We start from the raw sequence: 16,817 nt of genomic DNA, 5'->3' as shown, positions 1-16,817 counted from the left end.
GGAGACGAAGGATTCATCCGACGTTCTGGGTGATCACAGCATGCCCTGTGGGCGGCTCCCTGACGGTGCGCAGCGGCGACACCAGCGGCAGCGCGCCGCACAGTGCCAGCAGGCCGGTCATCACCCGCATCGCGGTGCGCAGCCCGAGGACGTCGCACACGCCGAACCACCCCGCCACCGGCACGCGCGCGAACAGCACCGCCGACGCGACGTAGCGGCCGATCATCACCGCCCGCCGGGACACCCGTCCCACCCACACCCGGGCGGGCAGGCCGACCAGCAGCCAAGGCAGCCACGCCGCAGCGGTCAGCGGGCCGGTCGCGAGCGGTCCGGCCCCAGCGCGAACGGAGTTCGACCGGTGCCGGGTCCGCGACGAGCTCGACCCCGCCCGTCACGGCTGCGCCGGGACGCTGTGGGCGAACGCGAAGACCGGCTCGCGCTCCCGCCCGTCCTCGGGCACCGACCGCTCCGCCCACTTCCGCAGGACGGCGGTCAGGTCCTCGGCCAGCTCCCGGGCCTCCTCCGGAGTGAGCCGCAGCCACGTCTCGGTGGCTACCGAGCAGCCGTCCCGCCACTGCGGCCCGTACGTGTGCCGCCGCGCGAACCACTGCCGCACCATGGCGACCTGGCGTTCCAGGAGGAGTGATCCGGCGGCGTCCGCGACGGCCTCGCGGACCGGGTCGTCCTCGAAGTCGGCCCGCGCCCACCGCAGTTCCGCCGCCGTGAGCCGCCACCAGCGCTCGCGCCGGTCCCGGGCGAGCTCCGGCACCTCCTCGATCAGCCCGCCGCCCGCCAGCACCTTCACGTGGTGGCTGACGTTGCCCACCGCCTGCCCGGTCCGCTCGGCGAGCCGCCCGACGGTGGCCGGGCCGTCCACCTTGAGCACGTCGAGCAGACGGCGGCGCAGTGGATGGGTGATGGCGGCCAGGACGCGGGCGTCGAGGATCTGCCGGGTGTCCTCGGGCGTGCGGGCGTTCTCGGGCGTGTCGGTCATGCGAGCGGGATAAGAACAAGAACTCTTGTACGACAAGACTTGTCCGAGGTTCCCCGTGCATCCCGGGATGCCCCCCGCCGCCCGAACGCGTGTACTGGAACGGATAGCCGGGCACCGGGTAAACGGGGGGTTCTGCCGAGGAGGTACGGACATGCGGCACGCCACCGCCCCCCAGCTCAGGCCCGAGGGCATCTCCCCGCACGCCCTGGGCAACGACACCCTGCTGCACGAGCTGGAACAGCTGCACCGCACACGCCACGAGACGTTCCTGTACGGCTCCGAGGAGGCACTCAAGCGCCACACCCTGCGCACCGGCCAACTGGAGGCCGAGTACCTGCACCGATTCCCGAACCGCCACGTGACGGCCGCCCGCACCCGGGCCGGTGCCCGGGCGCGCGAGGCGGCGGCCCGGGTGGAGTCGCTGCCCGACTAGCCCGCCCGCACCGCGCCGCCCGTCCGTCCGCCCCCACCGCGCGGCAGGACACGCCGGGCGGCGGTGGCGTGCCCGGGGACGGCCGGTCGGAGAGGGTGTCGGAGAGGGAAGCAACGAACCCCCGACCACCTGGGAGCCCCCGCATGCCCATCGCAAGCGTCAACCCCGCGACCGGCGAGATCCTGCAGAACTTCGAGCCCCTCGACGCGGCCGGCATCGACCGGCGCCTCGCCCTCGCCGAGGCCGCCTTCCACAACTACCGGACCACCACCTTCGCCTCCCGCGCCGCCCTGCTGCGCCGGGCCGCCGACCTGCTCGACCAGGACCAGGAGGCCGTCTCCCGCACGATGACGGAGGAGATGGGCAAACCGCTCACCGCCTCCCGGGCCGAGGCCGCCAAGTGCGCGAAGGCGATGCGCTGGTACGCCGACAACGCCGAGGCGCTGCTCGCCGACGAGCACCCGGCCCCGGCCGACGTCGCCGACGCCGGGGCCGCCCGCGCCTACGTCCGCTACCGCCCGCTCGGCGTCGTGCTGGCCGTCATGCCGTGGAACTTCCCGTTCTGGCAGGTGATCCGGTTCGCCGCGCCCGCGCTGATGGCGGGCAACGTCGGCCTGCTCAAGCACGCCTCCAACGTGCCCCGCACCGCGGTCGCCCTGGAGGAGCTGTTCCGCCGGGCCGGCTTCCCCGAGGGCTGCTTCCAGACCCTGCTGATCGGCTCCGGCGCGGTCGAGGGCGTGATCCGGGACCGCCGGGTGGCCGCCGTGACCCTCACCGGCAGCGAGCCGGCCGGGCGGGCCGTCGCCGCCACCGCGGCCGACGAGGTCAAGAAGGCCGTCCTGGAACTCGGCGGCAGCGACCCGTACGTGGTGATGCCCTCCGCCGACCTCGACGCGGCCGCCCGCACCGCCGTCCGGGCCCGGGCGCAGAACAACGGCCAGTCCTGCATCGCCGCCAAGCGCTTCATCGTCCACACCGCCGTCTACGACCGCTTCACCGCCGCCTTCACCGAGGCGATGCGCTCCCTGCGGGTCGGCGACCCGATGGACGAGGCCACCGACGTGGGCCCGCTGGCCAGCCGCCAGGGCCGGGACGACCTGGAGGAACTCGTCGAGGACGCGCGCACCCGCGGCGCCCGGGTCGAGTGCGGCGGCGGGCGCCCCGAGGGCTGGGACACCGGGTACTTCTACGAGCCGACGGTGCTCACCGGCATCACCCCGGCCATGCGGATCCACCAGGAGGAGACCTTCGGCCCGGTCGCCACCGTCTACCGCGTCGCCGACCTCGACGAGGCGGTGGCACTCGCCAACGACACGCCGTTCGGCCTGAGTTCCAACGTCTGGACGACGGACGCGGCCGAGCAGGAGCGCTTCGTCCGCGACATCCAGGCGGGCGGGGTGTTCTTCAACGGCATGACGGCCTCCCACCCGGCGCTGCCGTTCGGCGGCGTCAAGCGCTCCGGGTTCGGGCGGGAGCTGTCCGGGCACGGGATCCGGGAGTTCTGCAACGTCACCACGGTGTGGATCGGCTGAGCCCGCCCGGATCCCGTCCCGCCGTCGTCCCGGCCGTCGCCGGCGGCCGGGTCAGGCGGCCATCCGGTGCCTGCCCCGGCCGGGCGTCATCCAGCGGGCGACGACACCCGCCAGGGCGATGAACGTCAGCGCCCAGAAGACGGCCATCGCGGCGAGCACGATCTCCTGGGACACCTGCACCGCGACCATGCAGAGGCCGATCGACAGCGTGACCATGAACGTCACGACGGTCGGGCTGAGGCTCAGCAGCCAGTGCCAGGCCCGGTGGCCCCAGCTCGGGCGCTCCGGGGCGTCGGGGCCGGTGTCGAGTTCCTTGTAGGTCAGCAGGTCCATCGGGATCGCCTCCCGTCGTCGGTCGGGAAATCGGGGAAAGGGGACTACCTGGTCCGCGGCCTCCCCGCACGGCCTACGAGGCCTTGCGGGGGGCCGAGGTCTTGCGGGTCGTGGTCTTCTTCGCAGCCGCCTTGGGCTTCGCCGGCGCGGCCTTCTTCGCGGGGGTGGCCTTCTTCGCGGGGGCGGCCCGCTTGCGCGGCGGCGCGGGCCCGTCCTCGGCGGCCCCGTGGCCGCCGTGCGCGACCTTGGCCTGCTTGAGGCTGCTGCGCAGCGCCTCCATCAGGTCGATCACGTTGTCGGGCGCCTCGCCCGGCTCCTCCTCGTGCGGGATCTCGACGCCCTCAAGCCGGGCCTGGACGACCTGCTGCAGGGCCAGCTGGTAGTCGTCGTGGAGTTGGGAGAGGTCGAAGTCCTCGGAGAGCGTCTCCATCAGCGACCGCGCCATCTTCAGCTCCTGCGGCCGCACGGTCACGTCCTCCTCCGGAGCGATCCCGGCCGCCGGACGCACCTCGTCGGGCCAGATGCAGGTCTGCAGCACCAGCGTCCCGTCGTGCACGCGCAGCACCGCGGGCGACTCCCGGGTGCGCAGCGCGATCTTGGTGACGGCGATCTGGCCGGACTCGACGAGCGCGTCGCGCAGCAGCGCGTACGGCTTGGCGGCCCCCTTGTCGGCGACGCCGACGTAGTAGGCCTTGGAGAACATCAGAGGGTCGATCTCGGCGGCGTCGACGAAGGCCAGCACGTCGATGACCTTCTTGCTGGGCAGCGGAAGGTCGGCCAGGTCCTCGTCGGTGAGGGTGACGGTCCGGCCGTCGGGCGACTCGTAGCCCTTGGCGATCTCCGCGTACGGGACCTCCTTCTCCTCCCGCTCGCAGTACCGCTTCATCCGCACCCGTCCGCCGTCCTTGGCGTGCACCTGGTGCAGCGGGACGTCGTGCTCCTGCGTCGCCGAGTACAGGTGAACGGGGATGCTGACCAGCCCGAAGCTGATCGTCCCCTTCCAGGTGGTCTGCATGGGCATGGGGCCGCCCCTTCCGGAGAATCCCACTCTGCCCGGATTTGCCCGGTTCGGCCACACCGGATCGACGATGGGCCGGCGGATGCGCGCCGGATCGCCACCCCGGGGCCGCGAGAGGCATAGACCTCCCGGCCCCGGACGAGACTCAGCGCCTGACGTTGCGTCAGATTTGAGGCTTCCACGTCACCTCTGCACCCACTCTGACCTGCGCTTTCATGTCCGCTTACCGAACAGTTATCGAGGCCGTGTTCCGATACTCGTGCGTAGAAGTTAGGTTGCACCGCGATGCGCGGGTCTGTCCCCCAACCCTCCGGCGAGACGAGCCGATGGTCACACCGCGCGGGAAAGGCACAGGGCACCCTTGATGAGTGCGGACACCACCAAGCCGGCGGCACCGGCGCAGGCCCCCCACCAGGCGGGGCCGCACGGGCACGGCGGACACGGCGGCGACGGCCACCTGAAGGCCGGGCTCAAGAACCGCCACCTGTCGATGATCGCCATCGGCGGCGTGATCGGCGCCGGTCTGTTCGTCGGCTCCGGCGCGGGAATCGCGGCCACCGGCCCCGGCATCCTGCTCTCCTACGCGCTGGCCGGCCTGCTGGTCGTGCTGGTGATGCGGATGCTCGGCGAGATGGCCGCGGCCGACCCGCAGAGCGGCTCGTTCTCGGCGTACGCGGACCGCGCGCTCGGCCGCTGGGCCGGGTTCACCATCGGCTGGCTGTACTGGTTCTTCTGGGTCGTGGTGCTCGCGGTCGAGGCCACCGCCGGCGCGAAGATCCTCAACCAGTGGATGCCCGGCGTGCCGCAGTGGGCGTTCGCGCTGATCGTGATGGCGGTGCTCACCGCCACCAACCTGGCCTCGGTGTCGTCCTACGGCGAGTTCGAGTTCTGGTTCGCCGGGATCAAGGTCGTGGCGATCGCCGCGTTCCTGGTGATCGGCATCCTCGCCCTGTTCGGTCTGCTGCCCGGCACGCACGCGGTCGGCACGACCAACCTCACCGGCCACGGCGGCTTCCTGCCGCACGGCGTCGGCGCGGTGTTCACCGGCATGCTCACCGTCGTGTTCGCGTTCATGGGCAGCGAGATCGTCACGCTCGCCGCCGGCGAGTCCGAGGACCCGGAGAAGGCCGTCACCAAGGCCACCAACAGCGTGATCTGGCGCATCGGCGTCTTCTACCTGGGCTCGATCCTGCTCGTCGTGACCCTGCTGCCGTGGGACTCGGCCGAGGTCAAGGCCAGCCCCTACGTCGCGGTGCTGAACCACGTGGGCATCCCGCACGCCGGCCAGGTGATGGACGTGATCGTGCTGACGGCCGTCCTGTCCTGCCTCAACTCCGGGATGTACACGGCCTCCCGGATGGCCTTCTCGCTCGGCCGGCGCGGCGACGCGCCCAAGGCCTTCGCGAGCGTCACCGAGCGCGGCGTGCCGCGGGTCGCGATCCTGGCCTCGGTGGTGTTCGGCTTCATCGCCGTCTTCTTCAACTACACCTCCCCCGACACGGTGTTCGCGTTCCTGCTCAACTCCTCCGGTGCGGTCGCCCTCTTCGTCTGGCTGGTGATCTGCGGCACCCAGCTGCGGATGCGCAAGATCATCGAGCGTGAGATGCCCGAGCGGCTGACCGTCCGGATGTGGCTGTACCCGTACCTGACCTGGGCCGCGATCGGCATGATCGGGTTCGTGATGGCGTACATGTTCACCGACGCCGACGGGCGCAAGCAGATGTACCTGTCGCTGGTCGCCGCGGCGATCGTCCTCGCGGCCTCGGCCGTGGTGGGCCGCCGGCGGCGGGCCGCGGTGACGGCGGACTCCTGATCCGTCCGCACCGCGCGGGAACGCCGGGCCCGGGAGCCGTTGCGGAGGCTCCCGGGCCCGGTCCGCGTTTCCGGGGGGCCTCCACCTGCGGTTGAGCGGCGCCCGTTTGACGAGTCTGCGTCAACGGGGATACCCGGCATGGCGCTTCCCCTCCGAGCGCACCCCCACCGTCACCGGGAGGCCCCGTGCCGTTCCTCCCTGCACCCGTCCCCGCGTCGTCGCCCCTACCCCCCTCCGCCCGGCTGCGCTTCGGCCACCGGCTGCGACACTGGCGCGAGGTCCGCGGCCTCAGCCAGGCCGAACTCGGCCGCCTGCTCGGCTACGACGACTCGCTGATCAGCCGGGTCGAGAACGCCCGCCGCTGGCCGCCGCCCGGACTCCCCGCCCGCGCCGACGAACTGCTCGCCACCGGAGGCGAGCTGGCCGAGCTCTGGCAGCCCGTGCGACAGGAACGCGAACACCTCGGCGCTCTCGGCGCCTGCGGCGCCGTACGGCCCGACGCCGCCTCCCTCGACGTGCTGAGCGGCCTGCTGGCCGTCTACCGCACCGCCGTCACCCACATCGGCGGCGAGGACCTGACCGCCGTCCTCGAACACCACACCCGCACCCTGGCCGGCTGGCGACCGGACGCCCGCGTCCTCTCCCTCGCCGCCCGCTACGCCGAGCTCGCCGGCTGGGCCCACTTCGACGGCGACCGCCCCGCCCGCGCCCTCGCCTGGTACGGCCGCGGACTCGCCTGGGCCCGCGCCGCCGACGACCGGGCCGCCGTCGCCGACCTGCTCGCCCGGCAGAGCGCGGTGCACTGGTGGCGCGGCGACCCGACGACGGCCCTCGCCCTCGCCGGCGCCGCCCGCCGCGCCGCGCTCCTCCTGCCCGCCCGGCCCGGCGTCCAGGCCTGGGCCGCCCTCGCGGAGGCCCACGCCCACGCACGCGCCGGTACGGCCGCCGACGCCCTGCACGCCCTCGCCGACGCCGAGCGGCTGACGGAGGCGGCCCTCCGCGCGGGCGAACCGAGCCCGTGGCTCGCCCGCGCGCACCTCGTGCTGACCGTCGCGCACGGCACATGCCACCGCGACCTCGCCCTTCACGGCGGCCGCCCGGCACACGCCCGCAGCGCCGCGGCCCACCTGGGCACCGCCCTCACCCAGCTCCCGCCGTCCACCCACCCCCACGACCACGCCCTCGTCACCGCCCGCCTGGCCGCCGCCCACGCCCACGCGGGCCGGACGGAGGCCGCCACCGCCCTCCTCGCCCACCTGCCGCCCGTCCCGACCGGCCGCATCGCCCAGGAGGAGCGCCGGGCCCGCACCCTGCTCGCCCCCGCCCGGACGGCCTGAGCACACGCCGACGCCCGGGGGCGAGACCGGCCCCCGGGCGCCTCGGCGCATCCCCGGTCAGAGGGTGGCCGCGGCCGCCGCGATGTCGGCGGCGTAGGTGCTCACCTTGGTGTACACGCCGGGGAAGCCCGGGCGGGCGCAGCCGTTGCCCCAGCTCACGATGCCGACCTGGACCGGCCGCCCGGCCGCGTCGGCCCGGAACATCGGGCCGCCCGAGTCGCCCTGGCAGGTGTCGACGCCACCCTGGTCGACGTAGCCCGCGCAGAGCGAGGCCGAGGTCACCAGGTTCGGGTAGGCGTTCGTGCAGGTCGTGTCGTCCACGTACGGGACGGTGGCCTTCAGCAGGTACTGCTGCTGGTCGCCGCCCTCGCTCGCCGCGCCCCAGCCCGCGATGGTGAAGGTGCCGTTGTCGTACGCGGTGGAGCCGGCGATCGGCAGCGTGGCGACCTGGTCGCCGCCGACCGGCGCGCTCAGCTTGATGAGCGCCCAGTCGTTGCCGTTCTCCGCGCCGCTGAAGGCGGGCGACTGGTACACGTACGCCGACTGCGCGGTGATCGCGTCCGGGCTGTTGAGGTCGACTGCGCCGAGCGTCGCCGTGATGCTCGCGTCGGCGCCGGTGCCGTTCACGCAGTGCGCGGCGGTGAGGACGATCTGCGGGCTGTAGAGCGCGCCGCCGCACCCCATCGAGAGCCGCACCATGAACGGGAACTCACCCTGGGCCGCCTGCGTGCCGCCGACCACCGTCTGGGACGGCGCCGGAGCGGCTGCGGCGGGCAGGACGGTCATGCCGGCCGCGAACACGAAACCGGCCAACAGGCCCAGCACCCTCGCGGATTGACGCTTCATCGATACCTCCTGGACAGGTCGGGAGGATCGAGCGTGGCGCACCGGAGCGGCACGGGAGGAGGGGTGGAGCCCTGCCAACCAGGCTTGGCAGGAACACGGCAATGACGGATTCCACCCCGGCCGCCGTGGTCGGCCCGCCACTCTCCGCCGAACTCCGCCCACCGAACGTGTGAGGCCGCCCACACGGGATTCCACATCCACGACCCCCCGTAGTAGAAGGCCCGCACCCGGCGCCCGGCCTGCGCCATGCCCGACCCACCCACCGCCTCGCCGCGCCCGAAGAGCGCAGGCCACCACGCCGTTCCCCCTGTGGATCAAGGTTCGCCGCCACCCCGCGACCCACAACCCCCCAAATCGGGCAAACATCTCAAAACGGACCACCGCCCCTGCCACACCCACGACCCGGCGTAGTAGCGGACACCTTTGCCACCCGTCGCCGGCCCTGCCAAGAATGGCCCATCGCCAGGCAGCGCCGACGGCCCGACCGCCGCGCAGCCCGGCCCGACCCGCCCCGTTCCGCCGGGGCGCCACGGCCGTCGCCCCCCGACGGCCGCGTGATGCCACCCCGACGGAAAAGGACCCTCCGCAGACATGCCGCCGCTCAGCCATGCCCGCCGCAATTCCCTGATCACCGGTGTCGCCACCCTCGTCGTGGCGAGCGCCGCCACCGCCGCCCTGGCGATCCCGCAGGCCGGTGGCACCGCCGAGGCCACTGCCCCGGTCGCCGCCGTCTCGGCCGCCGACCAGGTCGCCCAGGCCCACCCCGCCCAGGCCGACGCCGCCTCGGCCGCGGCCGCCCAGGCACAGGCGCAGGCCCAGACCCAGGCCGCCGCCCAGGCGCAGGCCGAGGCCGACGCGAAGGCCCAGGCGGACGCCAAGGCGAAGGCCGACGCCGAGGCCGCCGCGTCCCGCTCGCAGCAGCGCCAGACCCTCAACACCGCCGCCCCGGCCCCGACCGGCACCCCGCAGCAGATCGCCGCCCAGCTCGTCCCCGCCGGCCAGCTCCAGTGCTTCAGCAACATCGTCTTCCGCGAGAGCAGCTGGAACCCCCTCGCCGTCAACGCCTCCTCCGGCGCCTACGGCCTCGTCCAGGCCCTCCCCGGTTCCAAGATGGCCTCCGCCGGCTCCGACTGGCGCACCAACCCCGTCACCCAGATCAAGTGGGGCCTGGACTACATGAACTCCCGCTACGGCAGCCCCTGCGCCGCCTGGACCTTCTGGCAGAACCACCACTGGTACTGAGCCGACTCCCTCGGCACCCCCCGGGCCCGCGACGCGCAGCACGCGTCGCGGGCCCGCGCCGTTCGGATACGGCCAGGTTTCTGTCGTGGACGCGTCCGGCAGGTGGCGTGAAGATATGGCGCACGGTCGTACGGTTTGCCGGGAATTGCAGGGAATTACGGGGCGTCAGGGCTTTGCCACGGTTCGCGCGCCCTCTTACGCTCCGGCGTCATGCCCTCACCCCTGATCAGTGTCGTGCTCCCTGCTTACGACCAGCAGAAACAGCTGGCGGACTGTCTGGACTCGCTGCTCGGCCAGTCCTTCCGGGACGTCGAGGTGATCGTGGTCGCCGACCGCTCCACCGAGACCCCGCGGGACCTCGTGGACGAGTTCGCCGGGCGGCATCCGCAGGTGTCGGTGCTGCACCTGGACGCGGCGGTCGGGGTGGGGATCGCGCGGAACGCGGGGGCCGCGCGGGCGGTCGGCGAGTACCTGCTGTTCCTGGACGCCGACCACCTGCTGCCGCCGGACGGGCTCCAGGCGCTCGCCGACCGGCTGGGCGAGACCGGACCGGTGGACGTCCTGCAGTTCGGGCACACCCGGCTGCACAACGACCGCGAGTGGGCCGGCGGGGCGGAGCAGCTGCTGGCGGCGGCCGGGGCCGAGGTGGCCGGGCCGTTCGACCGCCCGGAGCTGCTCGGCGCGCCGCCGCTGATCTGGGACCGCCTGGTGCGCCGCGGCCACTGGGAGGAGCTCGGGCTGGCCTTCCCCGACGGCCGGTACGAGGAGATCCCGGTCGTGTACGAGGCGATGCTGGCCGCCCAGCGGGTGGCCGTCCTGCCGCGCGAGTGCGTGCAGCTGCGGCGTCGGGAGACCGTCCACCCGACCGGCTCGCCGGGCAGCAGCGTGTTCGACCTCTTCGAGCAGTACGAGCGCAGCTTCACGCTGCTGGAGGACCAGCCGCACCTGTACGCCGTCCGCGACGCGGTGTTCGTCCGGATGATCCGGCACTACCTGTTCGTCTTCGACCTCGCCGGGTGCGTGACGCGTGCCGAGCGGCCGCAGTTCTTCCACCGGGCCGCCGAGCACCACCGCCGCTTCCAGCCGCCCGGGCACAAGAGGCCGGGCGGGCGCGAGGGCGTGAAGTTCTCACTGCTGGCCGGTGGGGCGTACCCGGCGTTCGAGGTGGCGAAGCTGTCCCACATCGCGCGCGGCACGATCACGGGGGCCAACCGGCGCAAGTCCTGAGCCCGGTGCCGGCCGGCGCCACCCCGACGTCGCCACTCTGACGGCGGAGCGCCGGGGTGGCCCGTTCCCCAGCGCTGCGTCGAGCTGCCATGATCGGCCGGAGCCGTCGCCGCACCGCCCCGGAGGTCCCCGGTGAGCCGTCCGTCCGCCGTCCCCGGAGCCGAGCTGGCCCGTGAGCTGGCCGCCGACCTGCGCGGCGAGGTCCGCTTCGGCGCCGCCGAGCGGGCCGTCTACGGCCACGACGCCTCCAACTACCGGCACCTGCCGCTCGGCGTGGTCAAACCCGCCGACCTGGACGACGTCCGCACGGCGCTCGCGCTGTGCCGCCAGTACCGGGTGCCGGTGGTGCCGCGCGGGGCGGGCACCAGCATCGGCGGGCAGGCGATCGGGCCGGGCGCGGTGGTGCTGGACTTCCGCCGCCACCTGGGCGCGGTGCTCGACGTCGACCCGGACGCCCGCACCGCCCGGGTCGAGCCCGGCGTCGTCCTGGACGACCTCCAGCGCGCCGCCCGCCCGTACGGGCTGCGCTTCGGGCCCGACCCGTCCACGCACAGCCGCTGCACGATCGGCGGCATGATCGGCAACGACGCCTGCGGCTCGCACTCGCTCGCCTGGGGGCGCACCTCCGACAACGTCGAGCGGCTGGAGCTGCTGCTCGCGAACGGCACCGAGCTGACCGTCGGCGGCCCGCTCACCCCGCAGCAGCGGGCGGCGCTGCGCGACCGGCCCGGGCGTGAAGGCCAACTCCACCAGCAGCTCCAGGAGTTCACCGACCGCAGCCTCGCGACCATCCGACAGGGCATGCCCCGGCTGCCGCGCCGCACCTCCGGCTACCCGCTGGACGCGCTGCTGCCCGAGCACGGCCACGACCTGGCCCGCGCCCTCACCGGCACCGAGGGCACCTGCGCGCTGCTGCTCGGCGCCACCGTCCGGCTCGTCGAGGAGCCGCCCGCCCGCGCCCTCGTGGTGGCCGGCTACCCGGACGAGGGCGCCGCCGCCGACGCCGTCCCCGCCCTGCTGCCCCTGGGCCCGCTGACCGCCGAGGGCATGGCGGCCGACCTCATCGAGGCGCTGCTCGCCGCCGGCCCCCGCCCGCCCGCGCTGGACCGGCTGCCCGCCGGCGCCTGCTGGCTGTTCCTGGAGGTCGGCGGCGCCACCCCCGCCGAGGCCTACCAGGCCGCCCGCCGGCTCGCCGACGCCGTACGGCGCGAGCCCTCGGCCGCCGTCGCCCTCGTCACCGACCCGGTCGAGCAGCGGCAGCTGTGGGCCGTCCGGGAGGCGGGTGCCGGGATCGTCACCCGGCTGCCGGGGGGCGGGGAGGCCTGGCCGGGGTGGGAGGACTCCGCCGTCCCGCCCGAGCGGCTCGGCGACTACCTGCGCGATCTGCGTGCCCTGCTGCGCCGGCACAGCCTGCGCGGCGTGCCGTACGGACACTTCGGCGACGGCTGCGTGCACCTGCGGATCGACTTCCCGCTCGGCGAGCCCCGAGGGGTCCTGGTCCTCCGGGACTTCCTGGAGCAGGCGGCCGATCTGGCGGTCTCGTACGGCGGTTCGCTCTCCGGCGAGCACGGTGACGGGCAGGCCCGCGCCGAGCTGCTGCCGCGCATGTACGGGCCCGAAGTCATCGACCTGTTCGGCGAGTTCAAGCACATCTGGGATCCGGAGAACCTGCTCAACCCGGGCGCCCTGGTCGACCCGCGCCCGCTCGACGCGGACCTGCGCTTCGTCACCGCCCCGCGCCGCGCCCTGCCGCTCGCCCTCCCGTACGAGCAGGACGGCGGCAGCCTCACGAAGGCCGTGCACCGCTGCGTGGGCGTCGCCAAGTGCGTCGACCCGACCACCGGGGTGATGTGCCCGAGCTACATGGCCACGAGCGAGGAGCGGCACTCCACCCGGGGCCGGGCCCGGCTGCTCGCCGAGATGCTGCGCGGCGAAGCGATCCGCGACGGCTGGCGCTCGGAGGAGGTCCGGGAGGCGCTGGACCTCTGCCTGGGCTGCAAGGGCTGCGCGAGCGACTGCCCGGTGCACGTCGACATGGCGACGTACCGGACGGAGTTCCTGTACCAGCACTACCGGCACCGCCTCCGCCCGCGCTCCCACTACTCGATGGGCTGGCTGCCGCTCTGGCTGCGGGCCGCCGCCCTCGCGCCCGGGGCCGCCAACACCCTCGCCCGGTCCCCGGCCGCCGCGCTGCTGAAACGGCTCGGCGGCATCGACCGGCGGCGCGTGCTACCCGTCCTCCCGCCGGAGACCTTCACCCACTGGTACCGCCGGCACCGCGCCGAGCATCCGACCCCGACGGGCGCGCGGCCCGTCCTGCTCTGGCCGGACACCTTCTCCGACCACCTCCAGCCGAGCGTGCCGCGCGCGGCCGTCGAGGTGCTGGAACACCTGGGCTTCGACGTCCGGCTGCCCGCCGGCCCGGTCTGCTGCGGCCTCACGTGGTACTCCACCGGCCAGCTCGGCACCGCCCGCCGGGTGGTGCGGCGCAGCCTGCGGGCGCTCGACGCCGCCGGGCTCCCGGCCGACACACCCGTGATCGGGCTGGATCCCAGCTGCACTGCCAGCCTGCGCGAGGACCTGCCCCGTCTCCTCGGCGCGGACGGCCGCCCGCTCGCCCAACACACCCGCACGTTCGCCGAGTTCCTCGACGAGTACGCCCCCGACGCCCCGCTCCCCCGCATCCCCCGGGACGCCGTGACCCAGACCCACTGCCACCAGCACGCCGTCCTGGGCTCCGCCGCCGACCGGCGCGTCGAGGCCCGACTGGGCCTGCACAACCGGGTGCTGGACTCCGGCTGCTGCGGCCTGGCCGGCAACTTCGGCTTCGAGCAAGGGCACTTCGAGGTGTCCGAGGCGATCGCCGAACGCGTCCTCCTCCCGGAGCTCCGCTCGGCGGCCCCGGACACCGTGGTCCTGGCCGACGGCTTCAGCTGCCGCACCCAGATCACCCAACTCGCCGAAGGACGCCGGGCGTTGCACCTCGCGGAGCTGATCGCCGACGCGCTCCGGGACGGAGGTTAGGGCCGCCGCCTCGACCTGGTCGGCCCGAACGAGCTGCGCGCGGTGCTCCGTCGCCACCTCGACAGCCCCACCGCGCCCCGCTGACACGGCGCCACCATGCGGGCCACAATGGCCGGATGACCCTCACCACCGCCGAGGCGGACAAGATCCTGACCGACAACTTCGCGCCCTGGGTGCAGGCGCTCGGCCTGTCGGTGACCGAGACCGGGGAGCGGCACGCCGTGCTGCGGCTGCCCTGGTCCGGCCAGCTGGCCCGGGAGGGCGGCGGGCTGTCCGGGCAGGCGCTGATGGCCGCCGCCGACACCGCGAGCGTGATCGCCGTGTCGGCGGCCCGCGGCGGCTTCGGCCCGATGACCACCGTCCAGCAGTCGACCACCTTCCAGCGCGCCGTCACCGAGCGGGACGTCCTGGTGCACGCCCGGGTGACCAGGCTCGGCCGGCGGATCGCCTTCCTCGACATCGCGCTCACCGCCGAGGGCGACGAGGAGCCGGCCGCGCACGCCACCACGGTCTACGCACTCGCCTGACCCCACCGGGTGCGCGGAGCCGTCACACGTCCGCCCCGGGCGCCTCCTCCGCGCACACCGCCGACACGAACTCCGCCACCCGGGCCTGCGGCAGCCCGCGCGCGATGTCCGCCTCGCTGATCATCCCGACCAGCTTGTGCTCGGGGTGGTTGATCACCGGTAGGCGACGCACCTGGTACTGCTCCATCACGCGCAGCACCTGCTCGGTGTCCTCGTCCGCCTCCACCGTCATCGGCCGGCCCTCGGCCAGCTCGCCCGCCGTCACCGCGGACGGGTCCCGGCCCTGCGCGATGCACTTGAGCACGATGTCGCGGTCGGTCACGATGCCCAGCAGCCTCTCGTTCTCGCCGCAGATGGGCAGCGCGCCGACGTCCCGGTCCCGCATGATCCGGGCGGCGGTGGCGAGCGTCTCGTGCTCGCGGATGCACTCCGCGCCCGGGTGCATGATGTCGCTGGCTCTGGTCATGGTCCGCCTCCCTGACGTGCCTGCCTGCCCCCCGATGTCCATCGTGGTCCGGGCGGCGGGCGGTCGCCACCGGGACGGCCCTCAGGCCGCCCTGCCGTGCTCGGCGCGCCTGTCCCGCGGGTCCGCTCCCTCCTGTGGCGACTTGTCCAACAGCTCCTCCAGCTCCGGGAGTTCGAGCTGGCGCGCGCCCTCCTCGGCGGCGGCCTGCGCGGTCTCGGCGACCACCTTCCCGGCCGACCGCAGCTGGGCGTCCGTCGCCGTGTCCAGGAAGCGCAGCAGCTCCACCGGGAACGGCAGCACGAGCGTCGAGTTCTTCTCCGCAGCCACCTCCACCACGGTCTGCAGCAGCCGCAGTTGGAGCGCCGCCGGGGTCGAGCTCATCACCGCGGCCGCCTCCGACAGGCGGGCCGACGCCTGGTACTCGCCGTCCGCCGTGATGATCCGCGCCCGGCGCTCCCGCTCAGCCTCCGCCTGCCGGGCGATCGAGCGCTTCATCGACTCCGGCAGGGCGACGTCCTTGATCTCCACCCGGTCGATCTGGATGCCCCAGCCCAGCGCCGGGCTGTCGATCATCAACTCCAGGCCCTGGTTGATCGGTTCGCGGTTGGCCAGCAGGTCGTCCAGCTCGCTCTTGCCGATGATCGACCGCAGCGAGGTCTGCGCGACCTGGGAGATCGCGAAGTTGTAGTCCTGCACGTTGACGACCGCCTTGACCGGGTCCTCGACGCGGAAGTACACCACCGCGTCCACCCGCACGGTCACGTTGTCCCGGGTGATGCCCTCCTGCGCCGGGATCGGCATCGTCACGATCTGCACGTTCACCTTGCGGAGCCTGTCCGCGATCGGCATCAGCGCGACCAGCCCCGGCTTGCGCACCTCGTCCCGCACCCGGCCGAAGCGGAACACCACGCCCTTCTGGAACTGCTGGACCACCCTGACGCTCATGCTCGCCCAGATCGCCCCCAGTCCCGCCAGCCCCCCGATCGCCCCCAGCACCGCATCGACGATCATCGCGGCCTCCTCGCGCACCCGCCCGTCCCGGCCGTGGCCGACCCGGGCCGACCGGGGGCCGCCGGAGCAGCTGATTCCACGCTACGCCTGCCCGGACGCGGCCGGAACGCGTCACCCGGCGCACCGCGTCAGCCCTAGGATCGTCGCCATGCCGCTGTCCCCCGCCGACGACCCCGGCCACCCCCGCCACCCGGCCGAGGCCGCCGCCCGCGCCACCGAAATGGCCGCCCTGGACCGCGTCGTCACCTCCTGCCGCGCCTGCCCCCGCCTGGTCGAGTGGCGCGAGGAGACCGCCCGCACCAAGCGCCGCGCCTACCAGGACTGGGACTACTGGGCCCGCCCGATCCCCGGCTTCGGCCCGCCCGACGCCCCGCTCGTCCTCGTCGGCCTCGCCCCCGCCGCCCACGGCGCCAACCGCACCGGCCGCATCTTCACCGGCGACCCCTCCGGCGACCTCCTGTACGCGGCCCTGTACGAACTCGGGCTCGCCAACCGCCCCGAATCCGTCCGGTACGGGGACGGCCTGGAACTGCACGGCGTCCGCATCACCGACCCGGTGCGCTGCGCCCCGCCCGACAACAAGCCGACCACCGCCGAACGCGACACCTGCCGCCCCTGGATCACCCGCGAACTGGAGCTCCTGCGCCCCACCGTACGGGCGGTCGTCGCCCTCGGCGGCTTCGCCTGGCAGGCACTGCTCCCGGCCGTGGCGGCCGCCGGGTGGGAGGTGCCGCGCCCGCGCCCCGCGTTCGGCCACGCCGCCCACGCGGCCCTGGCCGCCGCCGACGGCGGCCCGCCGCTCCACCTCTACGGCTGCTACCACGTGAGCCCCCGCAACACGAACACCGGCCGCCTCACGACGGAGATGCTCCGCGACCTCCTCCGCACCGCCGCCCGCTCGGCCGGCCTCAGCCCGGACTAGGGCACGTATTCGGTCGTGATCAATCTGTGTGATTCACCTTCGCGGCGGGTCCTGATCCGGTAGACCGTGGTGTGTGACGCGAGCGCAACTGA

At 74.0% G+C, this 16,817-nt stretch carries 16 protein-coding genes; 9 read left to right on the top strand and 7 right to left on the bottom strand.

Annotation, left to right across the window (positions count from 1 at the left end):
- Positions 1 to 13: 13 nt before the first annotated feature.
- Positions 14 to 244, bottom strand: a complete 231-nt coding sequence (locus ACWCXH_RS31285; RefSeq protein WP_449804859.1) for a hypothetical protein — start codon at positions 242 to 244, stop codon at positions 14 to 16.
- Between the two features lie 147 nt (positions 245 to 391).
- Positions 392 to 994: an ArsR/SmtB family transcription factor gene (locus tag ACWCXH_RS31280; protein ID WP_449804858.1), complete on the bottom strand. Its 603-nt coding sequence runs from the start codon at positions 992 to 994 to the stop codon at positions 392 to 394.
- Positions 995 to 1,145: 151 nt separating this feature from the next.
- On the opposite strand from ACWCXH_RS31280, the gene ACWCXH_RS31275 reads away from it, so the two are divergent.
- Together ACWCXH_RS31275 and ACWCXH_RS31270 are read left to right on the top strand one after the other, a co-directional pair.
- Positions 1,146 to 1,427 carry a DUF6158 family protein gene (locus ACWCXH_RS31275; protein WP_449804857.1) on the top strand — a complete coding sequence of 94 codons (282 nt, stop codon included), beginning with the start codon at positions 1,146 to 1,148 and terminating at the stop codon, positions 1,425 to 1,427.
- A gap of 143 nt (positions 1,428 to 1,570) precedes the next feature.
- The gene (locus tag ACWCXH_RS31270) at positions 1,571 to 2,959 is read left to right on the top strand and encodes an NADP-dependent succinic semialdehyde dehydrogenase (protein WP_449804856.1); all 1,389 of its coding nucleotides are present in this window, start codon (positions 1,571 to 1,573) and stop codon (positions 2,957 to 2,959) included.
- A gap of 51 nt (positions 2,960 to 3,010) precedes the next feature.
- Here the strand turns inward: ACWCXH_RS31270 and ACWCXH_RS31265 are convergent, their stop codons facing one another.
- Positions 3,011 to 3,292 carry a hypothetical protein gene (locus ACWCXH_RS31265; RefSeq protein ID WP_449804855.1) on the bottom strand — a complete coding sequence of 94 codons (282 nt, stop codon included), beginning with the start codon at positions 3,290 to 3,292 and terminating at the stop codon, positions 3,011 to 3,013.
- Positions 3,293 to 3,365: 73 nt separating this feature from the next.
- Positions 3,366 to 4,307, bottom strand: a complete 942-nt coding sequence (ku, locus tag ACWCXH_RS31260) for a non-homologous end joining protein Ku (RefSeq protein ID WP_449804900.1) — start codon at positions 4,305 to 4,307, stop codon at positions 3,366 to 3,368.
- Between the two features lie 367 nt (positions 4,308 to 4,674).
- On the opposite strand from ku, the gene ACWCXH_RS31255 reads away from it, so the two are divergent.
- Positions 4,675 to 6,123 (top strand): amino acid permease, encoded by a 1,449-nt coding sequence (locus ACWCXH_RS31255; protein ID WP_449804854.1) that lies wholly within the window; start codon positions 4,675 to 4,677, stop codon positions 6,121 to 6,123.
- A 185-nt stretch (positions 6,124 to 6,308) separates the two neighbouring features.
- The gene (locus tag ACWCXH_RS31250; RefSeq protein WP_449804853.1) at positions 6,309 to 7,460 is read left to right on the top strand and encodes a helix-turn-helix domain-containing protein; all 1,152 of its coding nucleotides are present in this window, start codon (positions 6,309 to 6,311) and stop codon (positions 7,458 to 7,460) included.
- A gap of 57 nt (positions 7,461 to 7,517) precedes the next feature.
- Here ACWCXH_RS31250 and ACWCXH_RS31245 read toward each other — a convergent pair whose 3' ends face one another.
- Complete coding sequence (locus ACWCXH_RS31245) at positions 7,518 to 8,306, bottom strand: serine protease (protein WP_449804852.1); 789 nt, start codon at positions 8,304 to 8,306, stop codon at positions 7,518 to 7,520.
- A 591-nt stretch (positions 8,307 to 8,897) separates the two neighbouring features.
- Between ACWCXH_RS31245 and ACWCXH_RS31240 the strand changes: the two genes are divergently transcribed.
- From ACWCXH_RS31240 to ACWCXH_RS31225, 4 genes are all read left to right on the top strand, one after another.
- The gene (locus tag ACWCXH_RS31240; RefSeq protein WP_449804851.1) at positions 8,898 to 9,548 is read left to right on the top strand and encodes an aggregation-promoting factor C-terminal-like domain-containing protein; all 651 of its coding nucleotides are present in this window, start codon (positions 8,898 to 8,900) and stop codon (positions 9,546 to 9,548) included.
- A 210-nt stretch (positions 9,549 to 9,758) separates the two neighbouring features.
- On the top strand, positions 9,759 to 10,775 hold the full coding sequence (locus ACWCXH_RS31235; RefSeq protein ID WP_449804850.1) for a glycosyltransferase family 2 protein: 1,017 nt from the start codon (positions 9,759 to 9,761) through the stop codon (positions 10,773 to 10,775).
- Positions 10,776 to 10,907: 132 nt separating this feature from the next.
- The gene (locus ACWCXH_RS31230; RefSeq protein ID WP_449804849.1) at positions 10,908 to 13,799 is read left to right on the top strand and encodes an FAD-binding and (Fe-S)-binding domain-containing protein; all 2,892 of its coding nucleotides are present in this window, start codon (positions 10,908 to 10,910) and stop codon (positions 13,797 to 13,799) included.
- A 116-nt stretch (positions 13,800 to 13,915) separates the two neighbouring features.
- Complete coding sequence (locus ACWCXH_RS31225; protein ID WP_449804848.1) at positions 13,916 to 14,326, top strand: PaaI family thioesterase; 411 nt, start codon at positions 13,916 to 13,918, stop codon at positions 14,324 to 14,326.
- Between the two features lie 22 nt (positions 14,327 to 14,348).
- On the opposite strand, the gene ACWCXH_RS31220 is transcribed toward ACWCXH_RS31225, so the two are convergent.
- The gene (locus ACWCXH_RS31220) at positions 14,349 to 14,792 is read right to left on the bottom strand and encodes a CBS domain-containing protein (protein WP_449804847.1); all 444 of its coding nucleotides are present in this window, start codon (positions 14,790 to 14,792) and stop codon (positions 14,349 to 14,351) included.
- Positions 14,793 to 14,873: 81 nt separating this feature from the next.
- Positions 14,874 to 15,803 (bottom strand): SPFH domain-containing protein, encoded by a 930-nt coding sequence (locus ACWCXH_RS31215; protein ID WP_449804846.1) that lies wholly within the window; start codon positions 15,801 to 15,803, stop codon positions 14,874 to 14,876.
- A gap of 220 nt (positions 15,804 to 16,023) precedes the next feature.
- On the opposite strand from ACWCXH_RS31215, the gene ACWCXH_RS31210 reads away from it, so the two are divergent.
- Positions 16,024 to 16,725: a uracil-DNA glycosylase gene (locus ACWCXH_RS31210; RefSeq protein WP_449804899.1), complete on the top strand. Its 702-nt coding sequence runs from the start codon at positions 16,024 to 16,026 to the stop codon at positions 16,723 to 16,725.
- Positions 16,726 to 16,817 lie beyond the last annotated feature (92 nt).

This window comes from Kitasatospora sp. NPDC001660 (assembly GCF_053596725.1).
This window is presented reverse-complemented; position numbering and strand designations above follow the sequence as displayed.